Raw genomic sequence first — 26,011 nt, forward strand, 5'->3', positions numbered from 1 at the left:
CATGGCCACCGGAACCACCGCGATCGAGGTCGCGGCCCCGACCGGGGCGGACGACGTCGGCCCCGGCGTCGCGCGCCCCGGGCGGCGCCCGCGGCTGCTGTTCCTGCGCAACTCCAAGGCGCTGGTCGGCATCGCGATCCTCGTGTTCTTCGGGATCCTCGCGGTCGTGGGGCCGTGGATCGCGCCCTACGACCCGAACCAGGTGAGCACCGCCCTGCTGCAGCCGCCGTCCGGCGCGCACTGGCTCGGCACCGACCACACCGGGCGGGACATCCTGTCGCAGATCATCGTCGGGACCCGGGGCGTGCTGGTCGTGGGCCTGGTCGCCGGGCTCGGGGCCACCGTGCTCGGCGTGCTCGTCGGGGTCACCGCCGGGTTCGTCGGCGGGATCGGCGACGAGGGGCTGTCCGCGCTGTCGAACGTCTTCCTCGTCATCCCGCAGCTGCCGCTGATCATCATCATCGCGGCCCAGCTGCCCAGCGCGGGCGGCATCACGGTGGCGCTCGTCATCGGCGTCACGGGGTGGGCGTGGGGCGCGCGCGTGCTGCGCGCCCAGACCCTGTCCCTGCGCAAGCGGGACTTCGTCGAGGCGGCGCGCGCCACCGGCGAGCGCACCTGGCGGATCGTCCTGGCCGAGGTGCTGCCCAACCTCACGGCGATCATCGCCGCGGGCTTCGTCGGCACGGTGACGTTCGCCGTGCTGAGCCAGGTGACGCTCGCGTTCATCGGCATCACGCCGGTGAGCGAGTGGAACTGGGGCACCATCCTGTTCTGGGCGCAGAACAACCTGGCGCTGCAGCGCGGCGCCTGGTGGTGGTTCGTGCCCGCCGGCCTGTGCATCGCCCTGCTGGGCATGGCGCTCACCCTGATCAACTTCGGCATCGACGAGCTGGTCAACCCGCGCCTGCGCAGCACCGGCATGCACGCGCGCACCCTGCGCCGCCGCGGCATCCGCCCGCGCGTCGGCTTCACCCCGGTGGTGAGGCCGACGGGAGCCGGGGCGCGCGACGTCGAGCGCACCGCACTGCACCAGGCACCGCACACCGAGGAGGAACGATGAGCGAGCCCGTGCTGGAGATCCGCGACCTGCGCGTGGACTACGGCTTCGGCGACGACCCGACGCACGTGCTGCGCGGCGTCGACCTCACCCTGCACCGCGGCGAGGTGCTGGGGCTGGCGGGGGAGTCGGGCTGCGGCAAGTCGACCCTCGCCTACGCCGCGACCCGGCTGCTGCCCCCGCCCGGCCTCGTCACGGGCGGCGAGGTGTGGCTCACCGACCGTGAGGGGCGGCGCAGCGACGTGCTCGGCCTCACCGACGCGCAGCTGCGCGCCGCCCGCTGGCGCGACGTCGCCATCGTGTTCCAGGGCGCGATGAGCTCGCTCAACCCGGTGTTCCGGATCGGGCGCCAGCTCACCGACGGTATCCGCGCCCACCGGCCCGGCCTCTCGGCGCGGGACCTGGACGCGCGCGCCGCGGAGCTGCTGGAGATGGTCGGCATCTCCGCGGACCGGCTCCGGGCGTACCCGCACCAGCTGTCGGGCGGCATGCGCCAGCGCGTGATGATCGCGATGGCGCTCGCCCTGGAGCCGCAGGTGCTGCTCATGGACGAGCCGACGACGGCGCTCGACGTCGTCATGCAGCGCCAGATCCTCGAGCAGATCATGGAGCTGCGCGACCGGCTGGGGTTCTCCGTCGTGCTCATCACCCACGACGTGTCCCTGCTGGTGGAGGTCGCCGACCGCATCGCGATCATGTACGCGGGGGAGATCGTCGAGGAGGCCACGGCGCAGGAGGTCTACCGCCGCCCGCGGCACCCGTACTCCGCGGGGCTGCTGAGCTCCTTCCCGCCGCTGCACGGCCCGCGCCGCGAGCTGTCGGGCATCCCCGGCGCCCCGCCGGACCTGCAGCGGCTCGGCGCGGGCTGCCCGTTCGCGCCGCGCTGCCCGCACGCGATGGACGTGTGCCGGGACGTGCGGCCGGTGCTGGGCCCGCCCCGCACGGGCGAGGAGCGGCGCGTCGCGTGCCACCTGCACGACGCCGGGCTCGTCGCCGCGGGCTCGGGCGTCGGCCTGCCGCCGGAGCTCGCCCGCTGACCCCTTCGAGCACGGGATCCGTATCGCCGAACGACCTCGTGGCGACACGGATCCCGTGCTTGAAGGGGACGGCGCTCAGCGTGCCTCCGCCCCGACCGTCGTGGCGGCGGCGTCCGCCCCGCCGGCGGCGGGCGCCTGCGGGTCCCGGCCGAGCAGGACGGCGCTGAGCACGGCGCCCACCAGCGCGATCACGGCCGCGCCGACGAACACGGCGGAGAACCCGTCGGTGAGGGCGACGACGTCGCCGAGGGCGGTCGCGCCGGCCGCGGCGCCGACGGCCGTCATCGCCGCGAGGCCGAGGGCCGAGCCCACCTGGTAGCTCGTGTTGACGATGCCGGAGGCCAGCCCGCCCTCGGACGGCGCCGCGCTGGAGATGGCGGTGCCGAGCGACGGGATGAACGCCAGGGACATGCCGAGGGCGGCGACGAGCGTCGCGGGCAGGACGTCGACGACGTAGCTGCCGTCGGGGCGCACCAGCGCCAGCCAGCCGAGCCCGGCGGCCAGCAGGACGAGGCCGGTCACGGTGGTGGCGGTGGTGCCGAACCGGGCGATGACGCGCGGCGCCAGCACCACCATGCCGAGCATGATCAGCGCCGTCATGGGCACGAGCGCGGCGCCCGAGGCGAAGGCGTCGAACCCGAGCACCTGCTGCAGGTAGAGGTTGAGGAAGAACCACATCGGGATCCACGCGGCGCCGAGCAGCAGCTGGGCGAGGTTCGCCGCGCCGAGCCGCGGGGTGCGGAAGATGCGCAGCGGCACCAGGGGCTCGCGCCGCACGGCCTGGCTCACGACGAACAGGACCAGGAGCACCGCGGCCCCGCCCAGCACCAGCCAGGTCTGCGGGGCGGCCCAGCCGACCTCCGGCGCGCGGACGACGCCGTAGACGAGGGCGCCGAGACCTGCGGTGACGGTGAGCGCGCCGACCAGGTCGACGGAGCCGGAGGCGCCCGTGCGGGCGGCGGGGAGCAGGCGCGGGGTGAGCAGCAGGACGGCGAGGGCCACCGGCACGTTGAGCCAGAACACCCACGGCCAGCTGAGGTACTGCGTGATCAGGCCGCCGAGGAAGACGCCGGCGGTGCCACCGGCGGGGGCCGCGGCGCCGTAGACGGCGAGCGCCCTGGTGAGCTCGCGCGGGCTGGACCCGAAGACGGTCATGAGGAGGGTGAGCGCGGCGGGCGCGATCATCGCCGCGCCGACGCCCTGGACCGCGCGGCCGGTGAGCTCGGCGGCGACCGACCCGGCCGCGCCCGCGAGGACCGAGCCCGCGAGCAGCACCACCCAGCCGAGCGTGAAGAGCCGCCGCGCGCCGAACAGGTCGGACAGCCGACCGCCGAGCAGCAGGAGGCCGCCGAACGCCACGACGTACGCGTTGAAGACCCAGGAGAGGTTGCCCTGGGAGAACCCGAGGTCGTCCTGGATGCGGGGGAGGGCGACCCCGATGATCGAGGTGTCCATGATGACCATGAACTGCGCGGCGGCGATGAGCGCGAGAGCCCCGCCGCGTGCGGTGGTGGACATGAGGTTCCGTTTCCGGCTCGGGCCGTGGCGGCCGTGCCTGAAGGGCTGGGCTAGATACCTCGGCGGGGTATGACGGGGAACGTAACCTACCCCCGGGGGGTATGCAAGGGGTTGGTGAAGACCGGTGTGCGCGGTCGAGGGGACGACGTGGCCCGCGAGGTCTGGTCCCGGCTCTGACCAGCCGCTATGTTGCACGCAGTCTCGACGGAGAGGGCGGTGGCGCATGGGCGCTGGAGTGCGGCGTTGGATGGCGGCGGTCGGGGCGGCGCTCACGCTCGCCCTGGTCTCGACGGGGCTCGTGGTCCCCGCGGCGGCCGACGACGCGGGCGAGGACACGATCGTCGTCACCCCCACCGAGCAGCGCTGGTGGGTGGGGCAGGACATCACTCTCGAGGTGAGCGTGACCCAGGACGGCGCGCCGGGCGTCGGGGAGGTGTCCTGGTCGGACGACGGCCAGATCTCGACCCTTTGGCGAGCCCCCCTGACGGACGGGCGGGCCACGATCACGATCCCGAGCGACCGCATTCGGCCCGGCCAGCAACCGGTCGTCGTCCAGCACATCGACACGTCCTCGGCCGTCGATCCGGCCACCGGGCAGTACCCCGTCCGGTCGACGGGATCGGTCGTGATCGAGGTCGCCGACCCCGCGACCCCCGTCCTGAGCGCGACGTCGTGGTATTACGGCGACGATCACGAGCTCCGCTTCGACCTCAACGGCACCGACGAGCCGCGGGAGGGCATGGTGGCCGTCGACTTCGGCGGGGGCGTCGAGCGGTCGGCGCCGCTGGTGGACGGTGTCGCCACGTTCGGTCTCGACGGGACGGAGCAGGTCCACGGGCGCCTCCGGTTCGTGCACACGACGGTCGCGGGCTCCGTCGTGTCGAGCTGGGCGTGGTGGGCGTCGGCCAGGAGCAAGCCGGTCACGCTCAAGGCGTCGGCGCCGTCCTCGGTCCGCTACGGGTCGGACGTCGTCGTGCCGGTGCGCGTCACCTCCGCGCTGGGAACGCCCGCGGGGCGGGTGTTCGTCACGCTCGGCACCGGCGAGAAGGCCCTGACGTCGGCCGTCCTTGTCGACGGACGGGCGACCTTCCGGTTGCCCGCGAGCAGGCTCGGCCTGGGCCAGGCGCGTCTGGTCGTCAGGTTCGATGGCTCCCTGGAGTTCGCCGCGAGGCTGTGGTCGGCTGCGATCGTCGTGCGTCCTCGCGCCACGTCCGTCGCCGTGTCGACCGCGAAGACATGGACGTACGGCAGGGCGCGCCGGGTGGCGGTGACGGTTTCGTCGCCCGACGCGACGCCGACGGGCCGGGTCGAGCTGTGGTGGAACGATCACAAGGTGCGCTCCGCCACGCTCGCGAGAGGGAGGGCGTCCCTGTACGTCCCGGCGACGAGGGCCTCCGCGGGGAAGCACCGCATGGTGGTCAAGTACGTCGGGCCGTCCATGTTCGAGAGGTCGCAGCGCGGCTGGACTCAGAAGGTCGCCCAGGCGCGGCCCCGGGTCACGTTCCGCATGAACCGCACCTCGTTCCCGAACGACTGGTCCGCGACCCGCTCGGTCGGGGCGACGGTCACCGTCCGCACCGCGGGGCTTCCGGAGCGGGGCAGACTGTGCGTCTGGTCGCGTGACTCGCACCTCTTCGATGACCGGTGGATCGGCTGCTGGTCCAACTGGACGTGGCGGGTCACGGACGGGAAACGGACGATCCGCGTGCCCGGGCACGTCCTGGGGATCACGGACGCCGTTTCGGGAAAGACCTACGTCAAGCTCGAGTACATCCCCAGGGACCCCAACGTCCGGTCGGTCTTCTCCAACACGATCACCCTGAGGCACCACGCGCCGTAGGAACCCGACCGATCACGCGCTCACGCGGAGGCCCGGCGGTGCAGGCCTGCGCGGGAGCGGGGAGAGCTCCCCACGTCGCGCATACGTTTCCGACACACCGCAGTGGGTAGCGTGGTCCCGTGCTCACCGCGACGCGCCCCCAGACGCCGCCGACCCCCTCGCAGGGGACGGCGGGAGTCGGCGCGCCGATCCTCCGGGTCGGCGCGTGGCGCGGGGAGCGGCCCAAGCCGAGGACGCGGACGGCGCCGCGCGTCGTGGCCGCCGTCGTCGCGCTGCTCGCGGCGGTCGGCGTCTGGCTCGTGTGGCGGTTCTTCGTCGGCACGGCGGCGGGGCAGCGGGTGGACGAGCTCGCGTTCTTCGGCGCCACCCACGGCCAGGGCCGGCTCTGGCAGGTGGCCGAGCCCGTGCTCGACGTCGTGTCCGTGGCGTTCGTCGTCGCGGGCGTCGGGGTCGCGGTGCTGGTCGCCGTGCTCCGCAAGCGGTGGGTGCTCGCGCTGCAGGTCGTCGTCCTCGTGGCGGGCGCCAACATCACCACGCAGGTGCTCAAGCACGGGATCCTCGGCCGGCCCGAGCTGCTCGACGGCTGGACCGGGCCCAACACGCTGCCCAGCGGGCACACCACGGTCGCCGCGTCGGTGTCCGTCGCGCTGCTGCTCGTCACGCCGCGCGCGTGGCGTGCCGTCGTCGCCCTGCTGGGCGCGGCGTACACGGGGGCGACGGGCGTCTCGACGCTCGTCGGCCAGTGGCACCGCCCGTCCGACGTCGTGGCCGCGGTGCTCGTCGTGCTCGCGTGGGGCGCGCTGGTGTGCGCCCTCACGCCGGCGTCGTCCACCGACGAGCTGCGCCGCAGGGGAGAGTCGTACTCGGCGCCGGGTTCGTACGTCGTCGCGGGGCTGCTGCTGCTCGGGTCGCTGGCCGGGGCCCTGATCTCCGGCGCGACGCTCGTCGGCCTCGTGCGCAGCGGGGACCCGGTGCCCCTCTCGCCCGACCTCACCGCCTACGCGGCGGGCGCCCTGGGCGCCCTCGCCGTGACCGCCGCGGCGTTCGCCGCGCTCCTCCTGCTGCGCCAGCTCACCGCGCAGCCTCGCCGCACGTCTCGGTAGAGTGCCGCCCGACGGCCCGTGTCGGGGAAGTGACGAGCGGATGTCGTACCGTGACATGACCGGTCGGCGGGCCGCCGCCCAGCATCGCCGCCAGCACCGCAGCACCAGGGAAAGCAGGAACGGATGCCCCAGCCACGCAAGCTCGTGATCGTCGAGTCGCCCACCAAGGCTCGCAAGATCCAGGGCTACCTCGGCGACGACTTCGAGGTCGAGGCGAGCGTCGGGCACATCCGTGACCTGCCCCAGCCGCGGGACCTGCCCGCGGAGATGAAGAAGGGCCCGTACGGCAAGTTCGCCGTCGACGTCGACAACGGGTTCGACCCCTACTACGAGGTCCACGCGGACAAGAAGCAGAAGGTCCGCGAGCTGAAGAAGGCCCTCAAGGAGGCGGACGAGCTCTACCTCGCCACCGATGAGGACCGCGAGGGCGAGGCCATCGCCTGGCACCTCATCCAGGAGCTCAAGCCCAAGGTCCCGGTCAAGCGGATGGTCTTCCACGAGATCACCCGCGAGGCGATCCTGCGGGCGCTGGAGAACACCCGCGAGCTCGACGAGGACCTCGTCGACGCGCAGGAGACCCGCCGCATCCTCGACCGCCTGTACGGCTACGAGGTCTCGCCGGTGCTGTGGCGCAAGGTGCGCCAGGGCCTCTCGGCGGGCCGGGTGCAGTCGGTCGCCACGCGCCTCGTCGTGGAGCGCGAGCGCGAGCGCATGGCGTTCGTCCCCGCCGACTACTGGGACGTCACCGGGCAGTTCGCGCCCACCGGGGGCGACGACGCGGGGCAGGCGTTCCGCGCCCGCCTCACCGGCCTCGGGGCCGACCGGGTCGCCGCGGGCCGCGACTTCGACGACCGCGGGCGGCTCAAGGTCCGCACCGGCGTCGTCCAGCTCGACGAGGCGTCGGCGAACGCCGTCGTCGCCGGGCTCGCGGACGCCGCGTTCGCGGTCCGCTCGCTGGAGACCAAGCCGTACTCGCGCAAGCCGGCGGCACCGTTCACCACCTCGACGCTGCAGCAGGAGGCGGGCCGCAAGCTGCGCATGAGCTCGCGGCAGACGATGCGCACCGCGCAGGGGCTGTACGAGAACGGCTACATCACCTATATGCGGACCGACTCGCCGTCGCTGTCCGCGGAGGCGACGGACGCCGCGCGCCGGCAGGCGGCGGAGCTGTACGGCCCGGAGTACGTGCCGGGCCCGCCGCGGCTGTACGCCCCCAAGAACAAGGGCGCCCAGGAGGCGCACGAGGCGATCCGCCCGGCGGGCGACTCGTTCCGCACGCCCGCGCAGGTGGCCCGCGAGATCTCCGGCGACCAGTTCAAGCTGTACGAGCTGATCTGGAAGCGCACCGTGGCCTCGCAGATGGCCGACGCCAAGGGGTCGACGGCGTCCGTGCGCGTCGCGGCGCCGCTGGCCGACGCCGCGGGCGAGCTCGCGGGCCGCGACGCGGTCTTCTCGGCGTCGGGCACCGTCATCACGTTCCGCGGCTTCCTCGCCGCGTACGAGGAGGGGACGGACGTCGCCGAGGGCGACCAGGGCGCCGCGTCGGCCAAGGACGCGCGCCTGCCCCGCATGGCCGAGGGCGACGCGCTGCGCGGCGACGACCTCGCCGCGGACGGGCACTCGACCACGCCGCCCGCCCGCTTCACCGAGGCGTCGCTGATCAAGGCGCTCGAGGAGCTGGGCATCGGCCGGCCGTCGACGTACGCCGCGACGATCTCGACCGTCCAGGACCGCGGCTACGTGCGCACCAAGGGCCAGGCGCTGGTGCCGACGTGGCTCGCGTTCGCCGTCGTGAAGCTGCTCGAGGAGCACTTCCGCTGGCTGGTGGACTACGACTTCACGGCCGAGATGGAGGCCGACCTCGACCAGATCGCGTCGGGCAGCCGGGACCGCGTGGCCTGGCTGACGCGCTTCTACTTCGGCGACGGCTCGGGCGAGAGCACCGGCTGGGGCCTGCACGAGCTGGTGGAGAACCTCGGCGAGATCGACCCGGTGGCGATCAACTCCGTCGAGATCGGCGAGGGCATCCGCGTGCGCGTCGGCCGGTACGGCCCGTACGTCGAGGACCTGGGCGCCGAGGTCGAGGAGGGCCAGAGCCCGCCGCGCGCGTCGATCCCGGAGGACGTGGCCCCCGACGAGCTGACGGTCGCCATGGCGCGCGAGCTGCTGGCCGCGGGCGCCGACGACGGCAAGCAGCTCGGCACCGACCCGGTGTCGGGCAACGCGATCATCGCCAAGTCGGGCCGGTACGGGCCGTTCGTCACCGAGGTGCTGGACCTGCCGGAGATCGACCCGAGCCTGTCGGCCGCGGCCCAGAAGCGCGCGAAGGCGGCGCAGCCGAAGCCCCGGACGGCGTCGCTGTTCAAGGACATGTCCCTGGAGACGGTGACCCTCGACGACGCGCTCAAGCTGCTGTCGCTGCCGCGTGTGGTGGGCACCGACCCGGAGTCGGGCGACGAGATCACCGCGCAGAACGGCCGCTACGGGCCGTACCTCAAGAAGGGCACGGACTCGCGGACCATCGCGTCGGAGGAGCAGCTCTTCACGATCACGCTGGACGAGGCGCTGAAGATCTACGCCGAGCCCAAGCGGGGCCGCGGGGCCCGTGCGGCGACCCCGCCGCTGCGCGAGCTGGGCGACGACCCGACCAGCGGCAAGCCGATCGTCGTCAAGGACGGCCGGTTCGGCGCCTACGTCACCGACGGCGAGACGAACCGGACGCTGCCGCGGGACCTCACGCCGGAGAGCATCACGCCCGAGCGGGCGATCGAGCTGCTGGCCGAGAAGCGTGCCGCGGGCCCGGCCAAGAAGCGTCGCACGACGGCCACCAAGTCGACCGCGGCGAAGAAGCCCGCGGCGAAGAAGTCGACCGCCAAGAAGTAGCGCGCGGCCGCGGCGCGACAGAGGGGACCGTCCGGTCACGGACGGTCCCCTCCGTCATGAGCGGCCCTCGGGGCCGGCGCGCACTCCTGGCGCTCAGTCCTCGCGCTCAGTCCTCGCGCTCGACGAGGTAGACGTGCCCGTCGGGCCGGGTGACGCGCTCGAGGGTCTGCCGCAACCGGGTGTCCCGGGCGATGTCCTCCTCCGTCGGGGGCACCGGTGGGGACTTCCGGATCGACGCCGGCCCGAAGAAGGGCAGGAAGAACTCGGTGACCTTCATCCCCCAGGTCCGGTCGTCCTCGCGACGTGCGCGCCGTGCCATGAGACTCCTCGAGAAATCACTTGGTGGTCCAACTGTTGGTGCACCAACTATAAACGCCTCGTAGGCTGTGCGCATGGACCTGCCCGCCGACCCCCTGCGCCTCGAGGCCCAGGTGTGCTTCTCCCTCTCGGCGGCCGCGCGCGCGATGGTGTCGATCTACCGGCCGATCCTCGAGCCGATGGGGCTCACGCACCCGCAGTACCTGGTGATGCTGGGCCTGTGGCAGGACGACCGAGCGGGCACCCCCACCACCGTCACCGGGCTGTCCGCCCGGCTGCTGCTCGACCCGGGCACCCTCTCGCCGCTGCTCAAGCGGCTGGAGCGGCAGGGCCTCCTCGAACGGCGCCGGGCCAGCGGCGACGCGCGCGTCGTCGAGCTGCACCTCACCGACGCCGGCCGCGCGCTGCGGGCGCGGGCGGAGCAGGTCCCCGCCGCCGTCGTCGCCGCCAGCGGGCTGAGCCTGCCCGAGCTGGAGCAGGTGCGCGACGTCGCCGACCGGGTGGTCGCCGCCTCGCAGGGCGCGCAGCCCGCGACGGGGCCGAGGTCGAGGTGAGCGGTTCGAGCTCGAGGTCCGGAACATCGATCTCGGGCTCTCGCCTCGACCTCGCGGCGAGGCAGGTACGGTGACGCTCATGACCGACGTCACACCCGCCTCGTTCGCGCCCGGCCTCACCCCCGACGACCTCGCGGGGACGGTGCCCGACCCGCGCACCGCGCCGGCCGTGCGCTGGGGCGTGCTGGGCGCCGGCAACATCGCCGGGTCGTTCTCCGACGGGGTCCGGCAGCACACGGCGTCGTCGGTCGTCGCGGTGGGGTCGCGCGACGTGGCCAAGGCGGAGGCGTTCGCCGCCGCGCACGCGCCCGGCGCGCGGACGCACGGCGACTACGCGGCGCTCGTGTCCGACCCGGAGGTCGACGTCGTCTACGTGGCGACGCCGCACAGCCACCACCACGAGCACGCGCTGCTCGCGGTCCGCGCCGGCAAGCACGTGCTCGTGGAGAAGGCGTTCACGCAGGACGCCGCCCAGGCGCGGGAGGTGCTCGACGCCGCCCGCGACGCCGGCGTCTTCGTCATGGAGGCGATGTGGACCCGCTTCCTTCCGCACGTGGCCGCGCTGCGGGGCGTCCTCGCACGCGGCGAGATCGGGCGCGTCGTGAGCGTCATCGCCGACCACGGACAGCACTTCCCGTTCACGCCCGAGCACCGCCTCTACGCCCCCGGCCTGGCCGGCGGAGCGCTGCTGGACCTCGGCGTCTACCCCGTGTCGTTCGCCCAGGACCTGCTGGGCGCCCCCACGACCGTCACGGCGGTCGGGGCGCTCGCCGAGACCGGCGTGGACGGGCAGGTCGGCATGGTGCTCGGCTACCCGGACGGCGTGCAGGCCACGCTCTCGACTACGCTGTGGTCGCGCACCGCGAACACGGCTGTGATCTCCGGGACCGAGGGGCGCATCGAGGTGGCGCGCACCTTCTACGCGCCGACGTCGTTCACGGTCGAGCGGCACGACGGCGCCACCTGGGCCTACGACGGGTTCCGCGGCGAGGGCAAGCAGTACCAGGCCGCCGAGGTCGCGCGCCGCGTCACGGCGGGGGAGACCCAGAGCCCGCGCATGTCGTGGGACGGCACGCTGGAGGTCATGGACACCCTCGACGAGGTGCGCCGCCAGGTGGGGGTCGTCTACCCGGGCGAGTGAGCCGCCTCAGCGCGTGAGGCGCCGGCCGCTGACGTCGGTCGGCGTGATGCTCACCCACACGTTCTTGCCGTCGTCCTGGTAGCTGACCAGGCCGGTGGCGCGCGCGGCGTCGAGCTCCGCGTCGGTCTCGAGGATCCGCGCCGTGCCCTTCACCACGACGCTCGTCGCGACGCTCTCGCCCCACTCGTCGGCCTCGAACGCCACCCGCGAGTTCACCGTGAGCTCGACGAGCTTCGTCCCCGGGTGGGTGCGGAAGTACACGACGCCGTCCGCCGCGGCGAAGGACACGGGGAAGATCTCCGCCTCGCCGCCGACGGCCGTGGCGAGCCGGCCGAGGCTCTGCGTGCGCAGGAAGTCCCAGCAGGCGTCCTCCGTGAGGAGGGTGACGGGCTGGCTGGACGACGACTCGGCAGGCATGCGACCTCCTGGTACGACGGGCGGTGTCGCTCCCATCGTCGCGCCCCGACGGCCGTGTCGCGCGGCGGGCCGGGATGGAGTGGGTCACGCGGTGCCCGCGCGACGCGTTGTCGCCGCCACCGACTACCGTGTCTGCGTGAGCAGCGCACCCGGGTACTTCGTCTCGTTCGAGGGCGGCGACGGCGTCGGCAAGACCACGCACGTCCGGCTGCTGGGCGACTGGCTGCACGAGGTGACGGGCCGGGAGGTCGTCGTGACGCGCGAGCCGGGCGGCACGGCGCTCGGCCTCGAGCTGCGCAGGCACGTCCTGCACGGCGGCGACATGGACGCCCGCAGCGAGGCGCTGCTGTACGCGGCGGACCGCGCCCACCACGTCGCGACGGTCGTGCGGCCGGCGCTGGAGCGCGGCGCGGTGGTCGTGACCGACCGATACCTCGACTCGTCGGTGGCGTACCAGGCGGGTGGCCGCGAGCTCTCCGAGGAGGAGATCGAGGCGCTGTCGCTGTGGGCCACCCGCGACCTGCTCCCCGACGTCACCGTGCTGCTCGACCTCGACCCGGTCGTCGGCGCCGCCCGCCTGTCCGGGGCGCCGGACCGCCTGGAGCGCGCCGGCGACGAGTTCCACCGGCGCACGCGCGAGACGTTCCTGCGCCGCGCGGCGGCCGACCCCGAGCGCTGGGTGGTGGTGGACGCGGCCGCGCCGCTCGACGACGTGCAGGCGCAGGTGCGCGTGGACGTCGCCGCACGCCTCGACCTCACGCCGGTGGTCGAGGAGGCCGTCTCCGACGCGGTCGCCGAGGCCGACGAGGCGGCCGAGCCGGGGGAGGGACGCGCATGAGCGTGTGGGACGACGTCGTCGGGCAGCCCGACGCGGTCGCCCTGCTGCGCCGCGCCGCCACCGACCCGTCCGCGATGACGCACGCGTGGCTGCTCACCGGGCCGCCCGGCTCCGGCCGTTCCGTGGCGGCGCGCGCCTTCGCCGCGGCGCTCCAGTGCACGGGCAGCGACGGCGAGACCGGCGGCTGCGGCCGCTGCCACGCCTGCACGACGACGCTCGCCGGCACGCACCCGGACCTCACCGTCGTGGCCACCGACAAGGTGGTCATCACCATCGACGAGGTGCGCGACCTCATCATGACGGCGTCGCGCACGCCGTCCTCGGGCCGCTACCGCGTCATCGTCGTCGAGGACGCGGACCGCATGGCGGAGCGCACCACGAACGTGCTGCTCAAGGCCATCGAGGAGCCGCCGCCGCACACCGTCTGGGTGCTGTGCGCCCCGAGCGCCCAGGACGTGCTGCCGACCATCCGGTCCCGCTGCCGGGGCGTCGTGCTGCGGGTGCCGCCCGCCCAGGACGTGGCGGACCTGCTGGTGCGCCGCGACGGCGTCGACCCGGCGGTCGCGCTGACGGCGGCGCGGGCCGCGCAGTCGCACGTCGGGCTGGCGCGCCGGCTCGCGCGCGACGGGGACGCCCGCCGGCGCCGCGACGCCGTGCTCGAGGTGGCGCGCCGCATCCGCGGGGTGGGCGACGCCGTCCTCGCGGCGGGCGAGCTGGTGGACGTCGCCAAGGCCGAGGCCGTCGCGGCGACGACGGAGCGGGACGCCGTCGAGAAGGCGGAGCTGCTGCGCGCGCTCGGCGTGCACGAGGGCGACACGCTGCCGCCCCGCCTGCGCTCGCAGCTCAAGCAGCTCGAGGACGACCAGAAGCGGCGCGCCACGCGGCGCCAGCGCGACGTCCTCGACCGGTCGATGGTGGACCTGCTGTCCCTGTACCGCGACGTGCTCGTGGTGCAGCTCGGCGCCGCGGTCGACCTGGTGAACGCCGAGCACGACGCGACCGTCCGCGCGCTCGCCGCCGACTCGACGCCGGAGCAGACCATCCGCCGGATGGACGCGATCGGCACCGCGCGGGAGCGCCTCGAGGGCAACGTGGCGCCGCTGCTCGCCCTCGAGGCGATGACCGTCGCGCTCCGCCCGCAGGGCTGATCCCAGGCCGCCCGAGCGGCTCCGGGGGCGGTCGGTGGCGCCTCGGCGCGAGGCCGATAGTTGCCTGATCGCCCCCCGATGCTGTGAGGTGTTCCGCGGCGGGGGCCATGGTGGCCTCCGCGATCTGACTGGGGGTTGGCATGAGGATCCTGCTGCTCGTCTCGGCGTTCAACGGGCTCACGCAGCGCGTGTGGGGGCATCTGGCGGACCGGGGGCACGACGTCGGCGTCGAGCTCGCGCCGGCCTTCTCCGCGCCGGAGGACCTGGTCGCGCGCGTCGAGGAGATCGGCCCGGACCTGATCCTGGCGCCGTTCCTCAAGCACCGCGTGCCCGAGGACGTGTGGCGGCGCTGGACCACCGTCGTCGTCCACCCCGGGCCGGTCGGCGACCGCGGGCCGTCCTCGCTGGACCACGCGATCCTCGAGGGGCGCGAGCGCTGGGGCGTGACCGCCCTGTCCACGGTGGAGGAGATGGACGCCGGCCCCGTGTGGGCGACGTCGACCTTCGCGATGCCGTCGCCGCCGGTCGCCAAGAGCGCGCTCTACAACGGGCTGGTCGCGGACGCCGCGATGGCGTGCGTCGACGAGGTGCTGCGGAAGGTCGCCGCGGGCGAGCCGCCGGTCCCCGCCGCCGAGCTCGACCCCGAGGTGCCCGGCACGGGCGAGCTGCCCCTGCTGCGCCGCGCCGCGTTCGAGCTCGACCTGACGCGCCCCGCCGCCGAGCTCGCGCGCACGGTCGCGGCCGCCGACGGGGCGCCCGGCGCGCCCGCGACCGTGCGCGGCGCGCGGGTCTGCCTGTTCGACGCGGTCGCGACCCCGGAGACGATCTCCCCGGACGCGGAGCCCGGCACGGTCGTGGGCCGCGACGAGGACGCGGTGGCCCTCGCGACCGGCGACGGCACGCTGTGGGTCGGGTACGCCGCCACGCTCGACCGGAAGCGGGGCACCAAGCTGCCCGCCGCCTGGGTGCTCGACGTCGCCGGCGTCCCGTTCCACCCGGCGCCCGAGGCGCTCGCCGAGTCCCTCTACGAGCGCGACGGCGACGTCGGGTACCTGACGATCCGCTCGTACAGCGGGGCCATGCACACGCAGCAGTGCCGCCGCCTGACCACCGCGGTCGAGAAGGCCCTCACGGAGGACACGCGGGTGCTGGTGGTGCGCGGCACCGAGCACGCGTTCTCCAACGGCATCCACCTGGGCGCCATCGAGGCCGCCGAGGACCCGGCCGCGGAGGCGTGGGCCAACATCCAGGCCATCGACGACCTGTGCGAGGCGATCGCCCGCGCCGACCAGCTCACCGTCGCCGCGTTCACCGCGAACGCCGGCGCCGGCGGCGTGATGGCCGGCCTGTGCGCCGACGTCGTGCTGGCCCGCGACGGCGTGGTGCTCAACCCGTACTACGACATGGGCATCTTCGGCTCCGAGCTGCACACCTGGACCGTGGCGTCGCGGCTCGGCGAGGTCGACGCCGACCGGCTGCTCGGCGCCAAGCTGCCCGTGTCGGTCGCGGAGGCCGCGCGCGTCGGGCTGGTCGACGCCGTCGGGCCGCGCGACCCCGGCCTGTTCGCCGCCTGGCTCGCCGACCGCGCCGCGGCCCTGGCGACGCCGGAGGGGCACGCCGAGGCGGCCGCCACGGCCCAGCTGCGCGCGCCGCGCCGCCCGCTGTCGTACTACCGCACGGTGGAGCTCGCCGAGATGGCGCGCGACCTGTTCGACGACCGCCGCGGGTTCGCGGCCAAGCGGCGGGACTTCCTGCGCAAGTCCGCGCCCGCCGTGACGCCGGAGCGGTTGCGGTTCGAGGACGCCCGCGAGACCGTCGCCCGATGACGACCCTCGCGCGCCGCGCCGCCCGCGGCCTCCTGCTGGCCGGAGCCGCGGGGGTGCTCGCCCTCCTCGTCACGGCGTGCGCGTCCGGCGAGGGCGCGGGCGGCGCGGCGACCTCGGCCTCGCCGTCGTCCCCGGAGCCGTCGCCGTCGGCGTCCGAGTCGTCTCCTGAGCAGGGGGAGGACCCGGCGGCCCTGGCCCCGGGCGAGCACGCGCGGGGTCTGCCCGAGGGCGCCGAGGGCACGATGGACAGCCCGGCCGGCGCCGGCTGGTCGCCCACGCCCGGCGTGCTGCTGGTCGTGACCTACGGGTCGAGCACCTGCCCGCTGCTGGCGCAGCCCGAGGGCGAGCGGGACTCGTCCGGCGGGACGGCCGTCGTGACGTTCGAGAAGCTGCCCGACGGGCCGTGCACGATGGACTACATGCCCACGACCAGCGCCGTCGCGCTCCCGGAGGGCGCCGACGCGGGCGACCCGCTGACCGTCCGGCTGGGCGACCGGGGCACCGTCGAGGTGGCGCCGCGGGGTGCCGAGGGGGAGACGGGGCCGATCGCCTGGGTGGCCCCGAAGGGGTGACCCGACCCCTGCACGGACCACGCGAGGGGCGACGGTAGGTTGGGCGGGTGAACCTCGACGAGCGCCGCCCGACCGCCCGCCGCACGACCACACCCCGCACGACCGGTCGGCGCGCGTCCGCCGCTCTCGTGGCGGGGGTGCTGCTCCTCGCCGGGTGCACGGCGCCCGCCAAGGAACAGGCGCCGGCGGGCTCGGCGTCGGGCCCCGCGGCGTCGCAGGCACCGGACGGGTTCGAGAAGTTCTACGGGCAGGCGCTCGAGTGGACCGACTGCAAGAACGGGCTGCAGTGCGCGACGGCCGCGGCGCCGCTGTCCTGGCACGACGCGGGCGCGGGCAGCATCGAGCTGGCGTTGGTGCGCAACCCCGCCGACGGCAAGGACCCGCAGGGCTCGCTGCTGGTCAACCCCGGTGGCCCGGGCGCCTCGGGGGTCGACTTCGTGCGCAGCGACGCCGAGAACGACGGCTCCACGTTCGGCAAGAAGCTGCGCGACGCGTTCGACATCGTCGGGTTCGACCCGCGGGGCGTGCAGGACTCGACGCCCGTGACGTGCTTCGACGACGCGCGCAAGGACGAGTCGCTGGCCAAGGACTTCGACCCGAGCACCGACGACGGGCTGGCCGCCATGGAGGCGGAGTCCCGCGCGTGGGGCGAGGCGTGCGCGGAGCACACCGGTGACGTCCTCGGCCAGGTCGACACGCAGAGCGCCGCCCGGGACATGGACATGCTCCGCGCCGTCCTCGGCGACGACCAGCTGCACTACCTCGGGTACTCGTACGGCACGCAGCTCGGCGCCACCTACGCGGGCCTGTTCCCGGGGCGCGCCGGCCGCCTGGTGCTGGACGGCGCCATCGACACGACGCTCTCCTCGGACGAGATCTCCGCCGGGCAGTCCGTCGGCTTCGAGAACGCCCTGCGCGCGTACGTGGCCGACTGTCAGGCCGGCAAGGGCTGCCCCCTGCCCGGGTCGGTGGACGACGGCATGCAGCGGATCAAGGCCCTCTTCGACCAGGCGTACGAGCGCCCGCTGCCCACCTCCGACGCCGACCGCCCCGTGACCCGCACGCTCGCGTTCTACGGCGTCGCCCTGACCCTGTACAACCAGGCGAACTGGCCCGTCCTCACGCAGGCGCTCACGGAGGCGATCACCAGCGGGACGGGCGACACGCTGCTCTACCTCGCCGACGCCTACAACGACCGGAACGCGGACGGCACCTACTCGTCGAACTCCTCCGAGGCGTTCCGCGCCGTCGGCTGCCTCGACGACCGCGGCACCACGGACGTCGGCGAGATGCGTGCCGAGGCGGCGGAGATCGAGAAGAAGGCGCCCACCGTCGGCGAGTTCTTCGCCTACGGCGGCACGACGTGCGCCGACTGGCCGGCCCCGCTGGCGAAGAAGGAGTTCGACGTCCACGCGAAGGGCGCGGCGCCGATCGTCGTCATCGGCACCACCAACGACCCCGCCACCCCGTACGCGTGGGCGGAGGGCCTGGCGAAGACGCTGGACTCCGGCGTCCTCGTCACCTACGAGGGCGAGGGGCACACCGCGTACTCGCCGTCGCGCCCGTGCGTGGCGGACGTCGTCGAGTCGTACCTCGTGGACGGCGACGTCCCGAAGGACGGCACGACTTGCTGACGCCCGCGGGCGCCGCCGTCAGGCGAGCTCGTGCTCCACGGCCGCCGGCTGGTGGCTGCGGGCCCAGTGCCGCAGGGCGAGGACGCCGAGCACGGAGATGACCACCAGCCCCACCACGTAGAAGACGGTGGACCACGTCGACGCGCTGTCCGCCGTCGCCGGCAGCAGCTGGCCGTAGGCGAGCTCGTAGTGCAGGCCGCCGGTGACCTTGATCGCCAGCCAGGCGGACAGGAAGCCCATCGAGTCCCACAGCGCGTGCAGGCCGACGACGGTCAGGTAGGCGAGCAGCACGCCCCCCGTGAACCGGTACTTCCCCGCCGCGGAGGCGGCGCCGAAGATCGCGGCGCCCAGGATGGCCGTCCACAGCACGTGCCCGACCGGGGTGAGCAGGCCGCGCACGGCCTCCGTCTGGAGCAGGGAGTCCAGGTCGATCTGGCCCAGGCGGGTGAGGCTGGCGTTGAACGCGTAGCCCGCCGACTCGAACGCCGCGAACCCGGCGCCGACCACCGCGCCGAGGAACGCGCCCTTGAGGCCGGTCTTCTGGGCGACCCGCGCGCCGACCACGAGGAACACGGCGATCTTCACGGCCTCCTCGATCGCGCCGACACCCACGTAGATCCACCACGACGGCGACAGGTGCGACTCCAGGATCGACGCGCCCAGCACACCGAAGATGCCGCCGAAGAAGAACGCCGCCAGCAGCAGCATGATGTCGATCGACCCGTGCGCCTTCTCGACCACGAACAGCACCACGGTGAACGGCACCAGGAAGCTGCCGAGCAGGATGACCGTCGGGATGAGGTTGGAGTTCTGCGTGCTGAACGTGACGGCCGCGGTGACCGCCCACAGCAGTACGCCCAGGATCAGCGACTTCCACCACCAGCCTCGGCCTGTCGGCACGGAGACCGTCTGCGGCGCGGGGGTGGGGTGCATGGTCGTCCTCCAGATGTTCGGCCAGGCGACCGGCGCCGGGCGCGCGCGGTGCGGCAGGGGTGCTGTACGGGTGCTGCGGGGCTGCTGAGCACGAGTATGCGGAGGTCAGCGCACTCTGTCGCGCGGAAGGGAGATCGCTTCCCGCCCACCGGTTTGGAGAGCGCGCGGCGCGTCGGGTACTGTGGGCGCGCTCGTTGATCCGGTTGCAGCCGGGCGACAGCGACGCCGCCTTAGCTCAGTCGGTAGAGCGATTCACTCGTAATGAATAGGTCATCAGTTCGATTCTGATAGGCGGCTCCGACACGGAAGGCCCCGGATCTCGACGATCCGGGGCCTTCGTCATGCCCTCGGGCGAGCACCATCGTGCGGGTCAGGGGCAGGAGACCAACAGGCTGGTCAGGACGCTGCAGTCGGCGGCGGCCGTGTCGTTGCCCGGGTTCGGATCCGTGGGCGTCGACGCGGTACGGGTCGCCGTGGCCGGCAGCTGGCCGATCGACAGCAGGCCGAGGGTCGCGCTGAACGATCCGGCGAACTCGTCGCCGTCGGCGATCGCACCGGTCGCGCACGTCACCTCGTCCGTGGCCGAGGCGTAGGTGCATCCGGCCGGGAGGCCCGACACCGAGCTCACCTGTGTCGGCAGGTCCACGACGACCGTCGCAGACCCCACGTCGCCCGGTCCCGTGTTGGCGGCCACCACGTCATAGGTGATGCGCGAGGAGAGCAGGCTCGCCGTGGCGTCGAGGGACACGGCGACGTCCGCCTCCGCCTCGGCGATCGTGAGGACCGCTTGGCCGGGGCTCACGAACTCGCACGGCCCGTTGGCGGGGCATCTCTGGACCGTGGTGCTGAACGTGTCCGTGTGGCCACCCGGGGCGTCGTCGTCCACGACGAACACGAACGACCCGGTGACCACCGCACCGGCCGCCAGGGGGGTCGGGAAGTCCAGGTCGAAGCCCACGCCTCCGGGGTTGGAGGCCCCGCCCGAGCAGGTCGCGCCGGCCGAGGCGGTGCACGACACGAAGGCGAACTCCGACGCCAGGTCGGTCGGGTCGCCGCTGAAGGCGGTGCCGAGGCGCAAAGGTCCTCCGGTGTCGTTCGTGTAGGTCACGTCGACGGTGAACGTCTGGCCCGGCTCCAGCACGTCGTCGCTGATCACGACGGACAGCCCTGAACCTTCGATCACGATCTCGTCCGCCTGCGCCGGTAGGGCCGTGGCGAGCAGGCCCGCCGCGGCGAGCGTTCCGCCGGCTGCGACGCCGGCGATCATCCTTCGTACCGATCTCATGGTGACTCCCCATCACACGTGAGTGCCGATGCCCCGAACGACCCTGTCCGAGGCACGTGAACGTGCCCGGGCCCCTGTGCCCAGGCACGCGCAAGCGCGGCGACTGCCGCGCAGAATGGGTACTGGTCCAGGCTGGGCGGTACGGCAGCCCACGGCAACCGAACAGCGATGGACGATGGCGCGACGAACCTGCGTAGGCCCCGGTCAACCGATGGAACCGGTCGGACGCCACCACCGAGAGTTCACCCGCTCCGGCGTCGCTCAGCGACGTGTCGGCGTGATCTCGATCACGACGAGTGGACCTGAAGATAAGTTGAGGTTGCAGGCTGGGTGCCTCAGGGGACGGCCATCGAGGGCAGTCCCGGACTGCGCTGTTGAGGAGCCTGTCATGCACGAGAACCGCGTCGTGGTGGTCACCGGGGCGACCGGGCGGCAAGGGGGTGCCGTCGCACGCGCCCTGCTCTCCCGCGGCTGGGAGGTGCGGGCCCTGGTCCGCGACCCGGACACGCCGCAGGCGCTCGCGCTGAAGGAGGCCGGGGCGATGCTGGTGCGGGGGGACCTGGACGACGACGCCTCGTTGGACGCGGCCCTGGCCGGGGCCTACGGCGTGTTCAGCGTGCAGACGTTCACCGGCCCGGACGGGTTCGTCGGCGAGGTGCGTCAGGGCAAGGCGGTCGCGCAGGCGGCTGCTTGCGCCGGGATCGCCCACCTCGTCTTCAGCTCCGTCGACGGCGCCGATCGCCCCGGCCGGGTGCAGCACTTCGCGACCAAGGGCGAGGTCGAACGCCACATCGAGGCTCTCGGGCTGCCCGCGACGATCCTGCGACCGACGTTCTTCATCACCAACTTCGAGCACCTCGGCCCGCGATGGGTCGACGGAGAGCTCGTCTTCACCATGGCGCTCGACCCTCGGACCCGACTGCAGATGATCACCCCGGACGACATCGGGACCCTGGCGGCCGACGCCTTCGACGCCCCGTCCGACCACCTGGGCCGCGCCATCGAGATCGCCGGTGACGAGCTCACCGGCCCGCAGATCGCCGACGTCTTCGCCCGCGCCGCCGGTCGCTCGGTGCGCTTCGTCGCCCAGCCGGTCGAGCAGGTCCGCGCTCACAGCGAGGAGGTGGGTGCGATGTTCGACTGGTTCAACACGATCGGGTTCCGCGCGGACGTCCGCGCGCTGCGCGCGGCGCACGCCTCGCTGACCACCCTGCAGGACTGGGTCGCCGCACACTGGTCGCTGCCGGCGGAACCGGAACCGGCCATCTGAACGACGCCTCGTGGCGGTCCGCGCCGACCGAAGGACCTGTGCCGTGGGGTCCCGTGCTCGGGTCGAGACCCGGGCGGCGCTGGTGCCGGGGCCCCGCCGTGGGTCACAGTGGCCGCATGGCCGCCAACGAGGTGAAGTTCCAGATCGACGTCCCGACGGAGCTGGAGGGCGGCGTCCCCGCGGACTTCGCGTCCCTGTGGCACACGTCGACGTCGTTCGTCATCGACTTCGTCGCGGCTACGAAGCCGCCGCAGCCGGTGACCGACCCGGACACGGGGGCGGTCACCGGCCGCGTGGTGCCGGGTCGCGTGGTGTCGCGCGTGCGCATCCCCCCGCAGCAGGTGTTCGAGCTGGCGCGGGCGCTCACGCAGCAGCTCGACGCCTGGGAGCGGGAGACGGGGAAGAAGACGGGCGAGACCGCCTGAGCCGTCGTCAGCGGGGTCGTGGGGCCGCGAGCTTGGCGAGGACCACGAGGTAGCGGCAGGGGCTCCGGGTCGCGTTGACGAAGGTGCAGTCGGCCGGCGTGCCCAGCTGGAGGCAGTCGCCGGCCTCGAGCTCGTGCACCAGGTCGCCCTCGACGAACCGCAGAGCGCCGTCCAGCACCCAGATCTGCTGGTCGACGAACCGGAACGCCTCGGCGGGGTAGGTCACCTCCGCACCGGGGGGCAGGTCGACCTCGACGAGCTCGAGCGAGGTGCTCGCGGGCGGGGAGACGGCGCGACGCGTGTACCCCGTCTCGGAGTCCGTCCAGCGCGGCTGCTCGGCCCGGCGGGCCACGCGCCTCGGGTCGCCCTCGGCGCGGGCGACCAGCTCCGAGAGCGTCATCCCCAGCGCCGCGGAGAGGCGGCCCAGCAGGGCGGCGGTGGGCTGGGCGTCGCCGCGCTCGATGCGCGAGATCATCGCGCGTGAGACCCCCGACGCCTCCGCGAGCGCGGCGACCGTCAGCCCGCGGTCGGCGCGGGCGGCCTGCACCGTGCCGGCGAGGGCTCCGCTCAGGTCGTCCGTCATCGGACGTCGCTGTATACGATAGTAGACATGGTGGCTACTATAGGCCCATGTTGCTCCGTGACGCCGCCGACTCCGACCTGGACGGCATCCTGACGATCCACAACGACGCCATCCGCACCTCCACCGCGATCTGGACGGACGACGAGGTTCCGCGCAGCGAGCGGGCGGCGTGGTTCGCCGCGCAGCGCGCTGCCGGCAACCCGGTCGTCGTCGCGGACGACGGCGGCGAGGTCGCCGGCTACGCCACGTACGCGCAGTGGCGGGCCAAGTCCGGCTACCGGCACACCGTCGAGGACTCGATCTACGTGGCCGACGGGTACCGGGGGCGTGGCCTGGGCCGCGCGCTCCTGGTCGAGCTCGTGGCCCGCGCCCGCGCCGCGGGCCACCGCACGATGCTCGCGGACATCGAGGCCGGGAACGTCGCCTCCGTCCGGCTGCACGAGTCCCTCGGCTTCGGTTCCGTCGGACGGCTGCCGGAGGTGGGCACGAAGTTCGGGCAGTGGCTCGACCTCGAGATCCTCGCGCTCGCGCTGCAGGACGGCGCGGAGACGGCCGGCGTCGCGCCGCGGCCGGAGAGCGTCGGCCACGACGGCTGACGGCCGCGCAGGCCCGGCCGGGTCAGAGCACGCGCTCGGGCCGGGCGAGGATGCCCGGCACGAGGCGGGCGCTGAGCGCGGCGGCTCCTCGGACGGCGAGGAAGCCGAGGGCGAAGACCGCGAGCGCGGTGATCACGGCGACCGGCTGGATGAACACCGCCATCCCGACGAGGGGGAAGATCAGCACGCCCGCGACGAGGGCGGAGCCGCCCGCCACCATCCACAGGGCCGACATCACGGCCCGCCGGGAGGCCTCGCTCATCACGGAGCGCGGCACGCCGAGCCGGTCGAGCGACACGTGCACGGCGCCGCGGTCGAGCGTGGCCGCGGCCTGGTTGATGGCCACCGAGCACGCCACCATGAGGAACGACCCGGCCACGGTGACCAGGACGCCGGTCGAGATGTCGTGCATGAGCCAGCGCTCGTCGGCGTCCATCTCGTCGGTGGCGGTCATGGTCGAGAGGGCCAGGCCGACGGCGCCGAACACGCCCACGAAGCTCGTCATGGCGACGCCGCTGACCTGCCGCCAGGCGGCCTTGGGGTCCTCGAGGATCATGCGCGCGGCGAGGAGGCGGGGCACGGTGCCGGCCTTGCGGGCCTGCCGGCGGGCTCGCACCCGCACGAACCACGGCCCGAGGGCGTCGAGGGCGAGCAGCATGCCGGCGAAGATCGCCGCCATCGTGCCGACGACCGCGACGATGCCGCCCAGCTCGCCGAGCACGCCGAGGAGCTGCATGAGGACGAGGCCGATGAGCAGCACGCCGACGGCGACGACGACGCGCACCCAGTGCGCGGTGCCGGCGCGCTGCCGGGTCCGCACGCCGAGCGGCGTCACGACGACCGCCCGCAGGCCGACGACGGCGCTCCCGGCGGCCAGCAGCGCGACGCCGAGCACGGCCAGGGGGAGCCACCACCAGGGCACCCACATCTGCGACCCGAGCGCCTCGCCGCGGAAGTGCAGCAGGCCGACCAGGGGCGCGGTCACGGCGTAGACCACGACGCCGAGCACGGCGCCGACCAGCGCGGTCACGGCCGCCTCCAGCACCGTGAGGACCGTGATGGTGCCGGTCGTGGCGCCGAGGAGGCGCAGCGACGCGAGGCGCTCGTCGCGCCGGCGGGCGGCGAGCCGCGCCGCGGACGCGCCGACGGTGGCCAGGGGCACGAGCAGCAGGACGACGGCGATGACGGCGAGCGTGGCGTAGGTGGAGGCGAGGTCGTCGTCCCACCCGAAGAAGGCCTGCGCGCCGCCCAGCACGAGGAGCAGCAGCGCGGTGACGACGGCGAAGCTCACCACGGGGAGGGCGGTGGCGAGCCGGTCGCCGTCGCGGCGCCGCGCGAACAGCGGCGCGAGCGCGACGGCGGTGGAGACGGGGCCCGTCGAGCGGGAGCCCGGGAGGGCGGTGGCGGCGGTCATCGCACGACCTCGGCGGCGTCCGCCGTACCGGGGGCCGCGGGCGCAGGCGCCGCGCCGGTGTCGGAGACGACGCGGCCGTCCCGCAGGACGACGGTGCGGGCGCAGCGGCGGGCGACGTCCGCGTCGTGCGTGACGACGACGAGCGTGCGGCCGGCGCGCGTGGCGGACAGCAGCAGGTCGAGGACCTCGACCGACGTGGCGGAGTCGAGCGCGCCGGTCGGCTCGTCGGCGAAGATCAGGCGCGCCCCGGTGACCTGGGCGCGCGCGATGGCGACGCGCTGCGCCTGGCCGCCGGACAGCTCGCCGAGCCGGCGCTGCTCCAGGCCGGCGAGGCCGAGGTGGTGCAGCCACTGCGCGGCCTCCGCCTCGGCCTGCGCGCGCGGCACCCCGCCGAGCATGCGCGCCACGGCGACGTTCTCCAGCGCGGTCAGCTCGTCGAGCAGCAGGCCCTGCTGGAAGACGAACCCGAGCTCCTCGCGCCGCAGCCGCGACCGGCCGGCGTCGTCGAGCGACTCGACGCGCACGGGCCCGCCCGCGGATGCGAAGGTCACGGAGCCGGCCGTCGGCCGCAGGATGCCGGCGAGACAGTGCAGCAGCGTCGTCTTCCCGGAGCCGGAGGCACCCATGACGGCGACGGACTCGCCCACGCCGATGTCGAGGTCCACCGCGTCGAGGGCGGGCGTGACCCCGCCGGGGTACTGCATGGTCAGGCCGCGCGCGCTCAGCAGAGGTGTCATGCCACCCACCCTCGCTCCGGGCGGGGAGCGGGCGCGTCGGACCACGAGCGGATCCGTCGTCGGGCCGGGTCCCCCTGCGGTATGACGCCGATGGGGGAGAACCACGAGTCCGGCACCGTCGCGGCGGTCCGTACGGCGCCGGGCGCCTGGTGGCCCGCCGGTATCCTCGGCGGCATGGCTTGGAGCTTCGGTCGTCGTCGGCCCACCACGTACCTGCTGGGCGAGCCGGTGGACCCGTACCCCGCCCAGGCCCCGGAGGCCGCGCGCGGCCGCGTGCTGCGGATCACCGAGATCGGCGAGCCCGTGCTGCACTCCCCGGCCGGGCCGGTCGAGGAGTTCTCCACCCCGGAGCTCGCGCGCCTGATCGACGACATGTTCGCGACGATGGAGAACGCCGAGGGCGTGGGCCTCGCGGCCCCGCAGGTGGGCGTCGGCATCCGGCTGTTCGTCTACGACGTCACCGACGAGCGGGGCGACCGGCACGTGGGGCACGTCGTGAACCCGGTGCTCGAGACGGACCTCGACGCGGAGCCGGAGACCGAGGACGAGGGCTGCCTGTCCGTGCCCGGCGCGTACGAGCCGCTGGAGCGGCCGGGCGCCGCCACGGTCCGCGGCGTGGACCAGCACGGCGGCCCCGTGCAGCTGTCGGGCAGCGGGTTCCTGGCGCGCGCCTTCATCCACGAGGCGCAGCACCTGGACGGCACCCTCTACTGGGACCACCTGTCGCCCGACCTGCAGGCGGACGCCCTGCGCCAGCGCGACGAGGAGCGGCCGGACATCCTCGCCGGCCGCCACGAGCTCGCCGTCGAGCTGGGCAAGAGGCCCGCCGAGTACCCCGACCGGCCCGCGGGCGGCCGCTGAGACGACGCATCGAGCGTGCTG

24 protein-coding genes and 1 tRNA gene are annotated in these 26,011 nt (G+C 74.1%); 17 read left to right on the top strand and 8 right to left on the bottom strand.

The window, feature by feature from the left end:
* Position 1: 1 nt before the first annotated feature.
* Positions 2-1,060, top strand: coding sequence for an ABC transporter permease (locus tag ACFU5J_RS04830; protein WP_430578002.1), 1,059 nt, complete (start codon positions 2-4; stop codon positions 1,058-1,060).
* Positions 1,057-2,094 (top strand): ABC transporter ATP-binding protein, encoded by a 1,038-nt coding sequence (locus ACFU5J_RS04835; RefSeq protein ID WP_430578003.1) that lies wholly within the window; start codon positions 1,057-1,059, stop codon positions 2,092-2,094. The genes ACFU5J_RS04830 and ACFU5J_RS04835 overlap by 4 nt, the downstream gene beginning before the upstream one ends.
* Before the next feature lie 75 nt (positions 2,095-2,169).
* Here ACFU5J_RS04835 and ACFU5J_RS04840 read toward each other — a convergent pair whose 3' ends face one another.
* Positions 2,170-3,612: an MFS transporter gene (locus ACFU5J_RS04840; protein WP_430578004.1), complete on the bottom strand. Its 1,443-nt coding sequence runs from the start codon at positions 3,610-3,612 to the stop codon at positions 2,170-2,172.
* 223 nt (positions 3,613-3,835) lie between these two features.
* On the opposite strand from ACFU5J_RS04840, the gene ACFU5J_RS04845 reads away from it, so the two are divergent.
* The 3 genes from ACFU5J_RS04845 to topA all read left to right on the top strand — a co-directional run bounded on the left by ACFU5J_RS04845 (position 3,836) and on the right by topA (position 9,438).
* Entirely contained in the window at positions 3,836-5,452 is a 1,617-nt protein-coding gene (locus tag ACFU5J_RS04845; protein WP_430578005.1) for a hypothetical protein, read from the top strand.
* Between the two features lie 119 nt (positions 5,453-5,571).
* On the top strand, positions 5,572-6,555 hold the full coding sequence (locus tag ACFU5J_RS04850) for a phosphatase PAP2 family protein (protein ID WP_430578006.1): 984 nt from the start codon (positions 5,572-5,574) through the stop codon (positions 6,553-6,555).
* A 123-nt stretch (positions 6,556-6,678) separates the two neighbouring features.
* Positions 6,679-9,438, top strand: coding sequence for a type I DNA topoisomerase (gene topA / locus ACFU5J_RS04855; protein ID WP_430574249.1), 2,760 nt, complete (start codon positions 6,679-6,681; stop codon positions 9,436-9,438).
* Positions 9,439-9,544: 106 nt separating this feature from the next.
* Here topA and ACFU5J_RS04860 read toward each other — a convergent pair whose 3' ends face one another.
* The gene (locus tag ACFU5J_RS04860) at positions 9,545-9,757 is read right to left on the bottom strand and encodes a hypothetical protein (protein WP_430574250.1); all 213 of its coding nucleotides are present in this window, start codon (positions 9,755-9,757) and stop codon (positions 9,545-9,547) included.
* Positions 9,758-9,830: 73 nt separating this feature from the next.
* Here ACFU5J_RS04860 and ACFU5J_RS04865 point away from each other — a divergent pair, with 73 nt between their 5' ends.
* Both ACFU5J_RS04865 and ACFU5J_RS04870 read left to right on the top strand, forming a co-directional pair.
* Positions 9,831-10,310 carry a MarR family winged helix-turn-helix transcriptional regulator gene (locus tag ACFU5J_RS04865; protein WP_430578007.1) on the top strand — a complete coding sequence of 160 codons (480 nt, stop codon included), beginning with the start codon at positions 9,831-9,833 and terminating at the stop codon, positions 10,308-10,310.
* A 79-nt stretch (positions 10,311-10,389) separates the two neighbouring features.
* Positions 10,390-11,451, top strand: coding sequence for a Gfo/Idh/MocA family protein (locus ACFU5J_RS04870; RefSeq protein WP_430578008.1), 1,062 nt, complete (start codon positions 10,390-10,392; stop codon positions 11,449-11,451).
* Positions 11,452-11,457: 6 nt separating this feature from the next.
* On the opposite strand, the gene ACFU5J_RS04875 is transcribed toward ACFU5J_RS04870, so the two are convergent.
* On the bottom strand, positions 11,458-11,868 hold the full coding sequence (locus ACFU5J_RS04875) for a pyridoxamine 5'-phosphate oxidase family protein (protein ID WP_430574253.1): 411 nt from the start codon (positions 11,866-11,868) through the stop codon (positions 11,458-11,460).
* Positions 11,869-12,004: 136 nt separating this feature from the next.
* On the opposite strand from ACFU5J_RS04875, the gene tmk reads away from it, so the two are divergent.
* The 5 genes from tmk (at position 12,005) to ACFU5J_RS04900 (ending at position 17,886) form a co-directional block, all read left to right on the top strand.
* Positions 12,005-12,706, top strand: a complete 702-nt coding sequence (gene tmk / locus ACFU5J_RS04880) for a dTMP kinase (protein WP_430574254.1) — start codon at positions 12,005-12,007, stop codon at positions 12,704-12,706.
* Positions 12,703-13,854, top strand: a complete 1,152-nt coding sequence (locus tag ACFU5J_RS04885; protein WP_430574255.1) for a DNA polymerase III subunit delta' — start codon at positions 12,703-12,705, stop codon at positions 13,852-13,854. The genes tmk and ACFU5J_RS04885 overlap by 4 nt, the downstream gene beginning before the upstream one ends.
* Before the next feature lie 140 nt (positions 13,855-13,994).
* Entirely contained in the window at positions 13,995-15,680 is a 1,686-nt protein-coding gene (locus ACFU5J_RS04890; protein WP_430578009.1) for an enoyl-CoA hydratase-related protein, read from the top strand.
* A complete protein-coding gene (locus ACFU5J_RS04895; RefSeq protein WP_430578010.1) occupies positions 15,677-16,252 on the top strand; it encodes a hypothetical protein in 576 nt (191 codons plus the stop codon). Before ACFU5J_RS04890 ends, ACFU5J_RS04895 begins: the two co-directional genes overlap by 4 nt.
* A 47-nt stretch (positions 16,253-16,299) precedes the next feature.
* Positions 16,300-17,886 carry an alpha/beta hydrolase gene (locus ACFU5J_RS04900; protein WP_430578011.1) on the top strand — a complete coding sequence of 529 codons (1,587 nt, stop codon included), beginning with the start codon at positions 16,300-16,302 and terminating at the stop codon, positions 17,884-17,886.
* A gap of 18 nt (positions 17,887-17,904) precedes the next feature.
* Here ACFU5J_RS04900 and ACFU5J_RS04905 read toward each other — a convergent pair whose 3' ends face one another.
* Positions 17,905-18,819 (bottom strand): PrsW family intramembrane metalloprotease, encoded by a 915-nt coding sequence (locus ACFU5J_RS04905; protein ID WP_430574259.1) that lies wholly within the window; start codon positions 18,817-18,819, stop codon positions 17,905-17,907.
* A gap of 224 nt (positions 18,820-19,043) precedes the next feature.
* On the opposite strand from ACFU5J_RS04905, the gene ACFU5J_RS04910 reads away from it, so the two are divergent.
* Positions 19,044-19,116, top strand: a tRNA-Thr gene (locus tag ACFU5J_RS04910).
* Between the two features lie 73 nt (positions 19,117-19,189).
* Here ACFU5J_RS04910 and ACFU5J_RS04915 read toward each other — a convergent pair.
* Positions 19,190-20,104, bottom strand: coding sequence for a hypothetical protein (locus ACFU5J_RS04915; protein ID WP_430578012.1), 915 nt, complete (start codon positions 20,102-20,104; stop codon positions 19,190-19,192).
* A 388-nt stretch (positions 20,105-20,492) separates the two neighbouring features.
* Between ACFU5J_RS04915 and ACFU5J_RS04920 the strand changes: the two genes are divergently transcribed.
* On the top strand, positions 20,493-21,374 hold the full coding sequence (locus ACFU5J_RS04920; RefSeq protein WP_430578013.1) for an NmrA/HSCARG family protein: 882 nt from the start codon (positions 20,493-20,495) through the stop codon (positions 21,372-21,374).
* Positions 21,375-21,490: 116 nt separating this feature from the next.
* Positions 21,491-21,799, top strand: coding sequence for a DUF3467 domain-containing protein (locus ACFU5J_RS04925; RefSeq protein ID WP_430574262.1), 309 nt, complete (start codon positions 21,491-21,493; stop codon positions 21,797-21,799).
* Between the two features lie 7 nt (positions 21,800-21,806).
* Here the strand turns inward: ACFU5J_RS04925 and ACFU5J_RS04930 are convergent, their stop codons facing one another.
* Positions 21,807-22,382 (bottom strand): helix-turn-helix domain-containing protein, encoded by a 576-nt coding sequence (locus tag ACFU5J_RS04930; protein ID WP_430574263.1) that lies wholly within the window; start codon positions 22,380-22,382, stop codon positions 21,807-21,809.
* A 47-nt stretch (positions 22,383-22,429) separates the two neighbouring features.
* Here ACFU5J_RS04930 and ACFU5J_RS04935 point away from each other — a divergent pair, with 47 nt between their 5' ends.
* Positions 22,430-22,978 carry a GNAT family N-acetyltransferase gene (locus tag ACFU5J_RS04935; protein ID WP_430578014.1) on the top strand — a complete coding sequence of 183 codons (549 nt, stop codon included), beginning with the start codon at positions 22,430-22,432 and terminating at the stop codon, positions 22,976-22,978.
* A 22-nt stretch (positions 22,979-23,000) separates the two neighbouring features.
* On the opposite strand, the gene ACFU5J_RS04940 is transcribed toward ACFU5J_RS04935, so the two are convergent.
* Positions 23,001-24,392, bottom strand: coding sequence for an FtsX-like permease family protein (locus ACFU5J_RS04940; protein ID WP_430578015.1), 1,392 nt, complete (start codon positions 24,390-24,392; stop codon positions 23,001-23,003).
* Entirely contained in the window at positions 24,389-25,129 is a 741-nt protein-coding gene (locus ACFU5J_RS04945; protein ID WP_430574266.1) for an ABC transporter ATP-binding protein, read from the bottom strand. Before ACFU5J_RS04945 ends, ACFU5J_RS04940 begins: the two co-directional genes overlap by 4 nt.
* A gap of 174 nt (positions 25,130-25,303) precedes the next feature.
* Between ACFU5J_RS04945 and def the strand changes: the two genes are divergently transcribed.
* Positions 25,304-25,990 carry a peptide deformylase gene (gene def, locus ACFU5J_RS04950; RefSeq protein WP_430578016.1) on the top strand — a complete coding sequence of 229 codons (687 nt, stop codon included), beginning with the start codon at positions 25,304-25,306 and terminating at the stop codon, positions 25,988-25,990.
* The last annotated feature ends 21 nt before the right edge of the window (positions 25,991-26,011 follow it).

The organism is Isoptericola sp. NPDC057559 (genome assembly GCF_042801555.1).
Classification (GTDB): domain Bacteria; phylum Actinomycetota; class Actinomycetes; order Actinomycetales; family Cellulomonadaceae; genus Isoptericola.

What these genes read in the sequence shown, in the direction of transcription:
- ACFU5J_RS04830 (WP_430578002.1), top strand. Translation starts at nt 2, where the DNA reads ATGGCCACCGGAACCACCGCGATCGAGGTCGCGGCCCCGACCGGGGCG.
- ACFU5J_RS04835 (WP_430578003.1), top strand. Translation starts at nt 1,057, where the DNA reads ATGAGCGAGCCCGTGCTGGAGATCCGCGACCTGCGCGTGGACTACGGC.
- ACFU5J_RS04840 (WP_430578004.1), bottom strand. Translation starts at nt 3,612, where the DNA reads ATGTCCACCACCGCACGCGGCGGGGCTCTCGCGCTCATCGCCGCCGCG.
- ACFU5J_RS04845 (WP_430578005.1), top strand. Translation starts at nt 3,836, where the DNA reads ATGGGCGCTGGAGTGCGGCGTTGGATGGCGGCGGTCGGGGCGGCGCTC.
- topA (WP_430574249.1), top strand. Translation starts at nt 6,679, where the DNA reads ATGCCCCAGCCACGCAAGCTCGTGATCGTCGAGTCGCCCACCAAGGCT.
- ACFU5J_RS04860 (WP_430574250.1), bottom strand. Translation starts at nt 9,757, where the DNA reads ATGGCACGGCGCGCACGTCGCGAGGACGACCGGACCTGGGGGATGAAG.
- ACFU5J_RS04865 (WP_430578007.1), top strand. Translation starts at nt 9,831, where the DNA reads ATGGACCTGCCCGCCGACCCCCTGCGCCTCGAGGCCCAGGTGTGCTTC.
- ACFU5J_RS04870 (WP_430578008.1), top strand. Translation starts at nt 10,390, where the DNA reads ATGACCGACGTCACACCCGCCTCGTTCGCGCCCGGCCTCACCCCCGAC.
- ACFU5J_RS04875 (WP_430574253.1), bottom strand. Translation starts at nt 11,868, where the DNA reads ATGCCTGCCGAGTCGTCGTCCAGCCAGCCCGTCACCCTCCTCACGGAG.
- ACFU5J_RS04885 (WP_430574255.1), top strand. Translation starts at nt 12,703, where the DNA reads ATGAGCGTGTGGGACGACGTCGTCGGGCAGCCCGACGCGGTCGCCCTG.
- ACFU5J_RS04890 (WP_430578009.1), top strand. Translation starts at nt 13,995, where the DNA reads ATGAGGATCCTGCTGCTCGTCTCGGCGTTCAACGGGCTCACGCAGCGC.
- ACFU5J_RS04895 (WP_430578010.1), top strand. Translation starts at nt 15,677, where the DNA reads ATGACGACCCTCGCGCGCCGCGCCGCCCGCGGCCTCCTGCTGGCCGGA.
- ACFU5J_RS04905 (WP_430574259.1), bottom strand. Translation starts at nt 18,819, where the DNA reads ATGCACCCCACCCCCGCGCCGCAGACGGTCTCCGTGCCGACAGGCCGA.
- ACFU5J_RS04915 (WP_430578012.1), bottom strand. Translation starts at nt 20,104, where the DNA reads ATGAGATCGGTACGAAGGATGATCGCCGGCGTCGCAGCCGGCGGAACG.
- ACFU5J_RS04920 (WP_430578013.1), top strand. Translation starts at nt 20,493, where the DNA reads ATGCACGAGAACCGCGTCGTGGTGGTCACCGGGGCGACCGGGCGGCAA.
- ACFU5J_RS04925 (WP_430574262.1), top strand. Translation starts at nt 21,491, where the DNA reads ATGGCCGCCAACGAGGTGAAGTTCCAGATCGACGTCCCGACGGAGCTG.
- ACFU5J_RS04930 (WP_430574263.1), bottom strand. Translation starts at nt 22,382, where the DNA reads ATGACGGACGACCTGAGCGGAGCCCTCGCCGGCACGGTGCAGGCCGCC.
- ACFU5J_RS04935 (WP_430578014.1), top strand. Translation starts at nt 22,430, where the DNA reads ATGTTGCTCCGTGACGCCGCCGACTCCGACCTGGACGGCATCCTGACG.
- ACFU5J_RS04940 (WP_430578015.1), bottom strand. Translation starts at nt 24,392, where the DNA reads ATGACCGCCGCCACCGCCCTCCCGGGCTCCCGCTCGACGGGCCCCGTC.
- ACFU5J_RS04945 (WP_430574266.1), bottom strand. Translation starts at nt 25,129, where the DNA reads ATGACACCTCTGCTGAGCGCGCGCGGCCTGACCATGCAGTACCCCGGC.
- def (WP_430578016.1), top strand. Translation starts at nt 25,304, where the DNA reads ATGGCTTGGAGCTTCGGTCGTCGTCGGCCCACCACGTACCTGCTGGGC.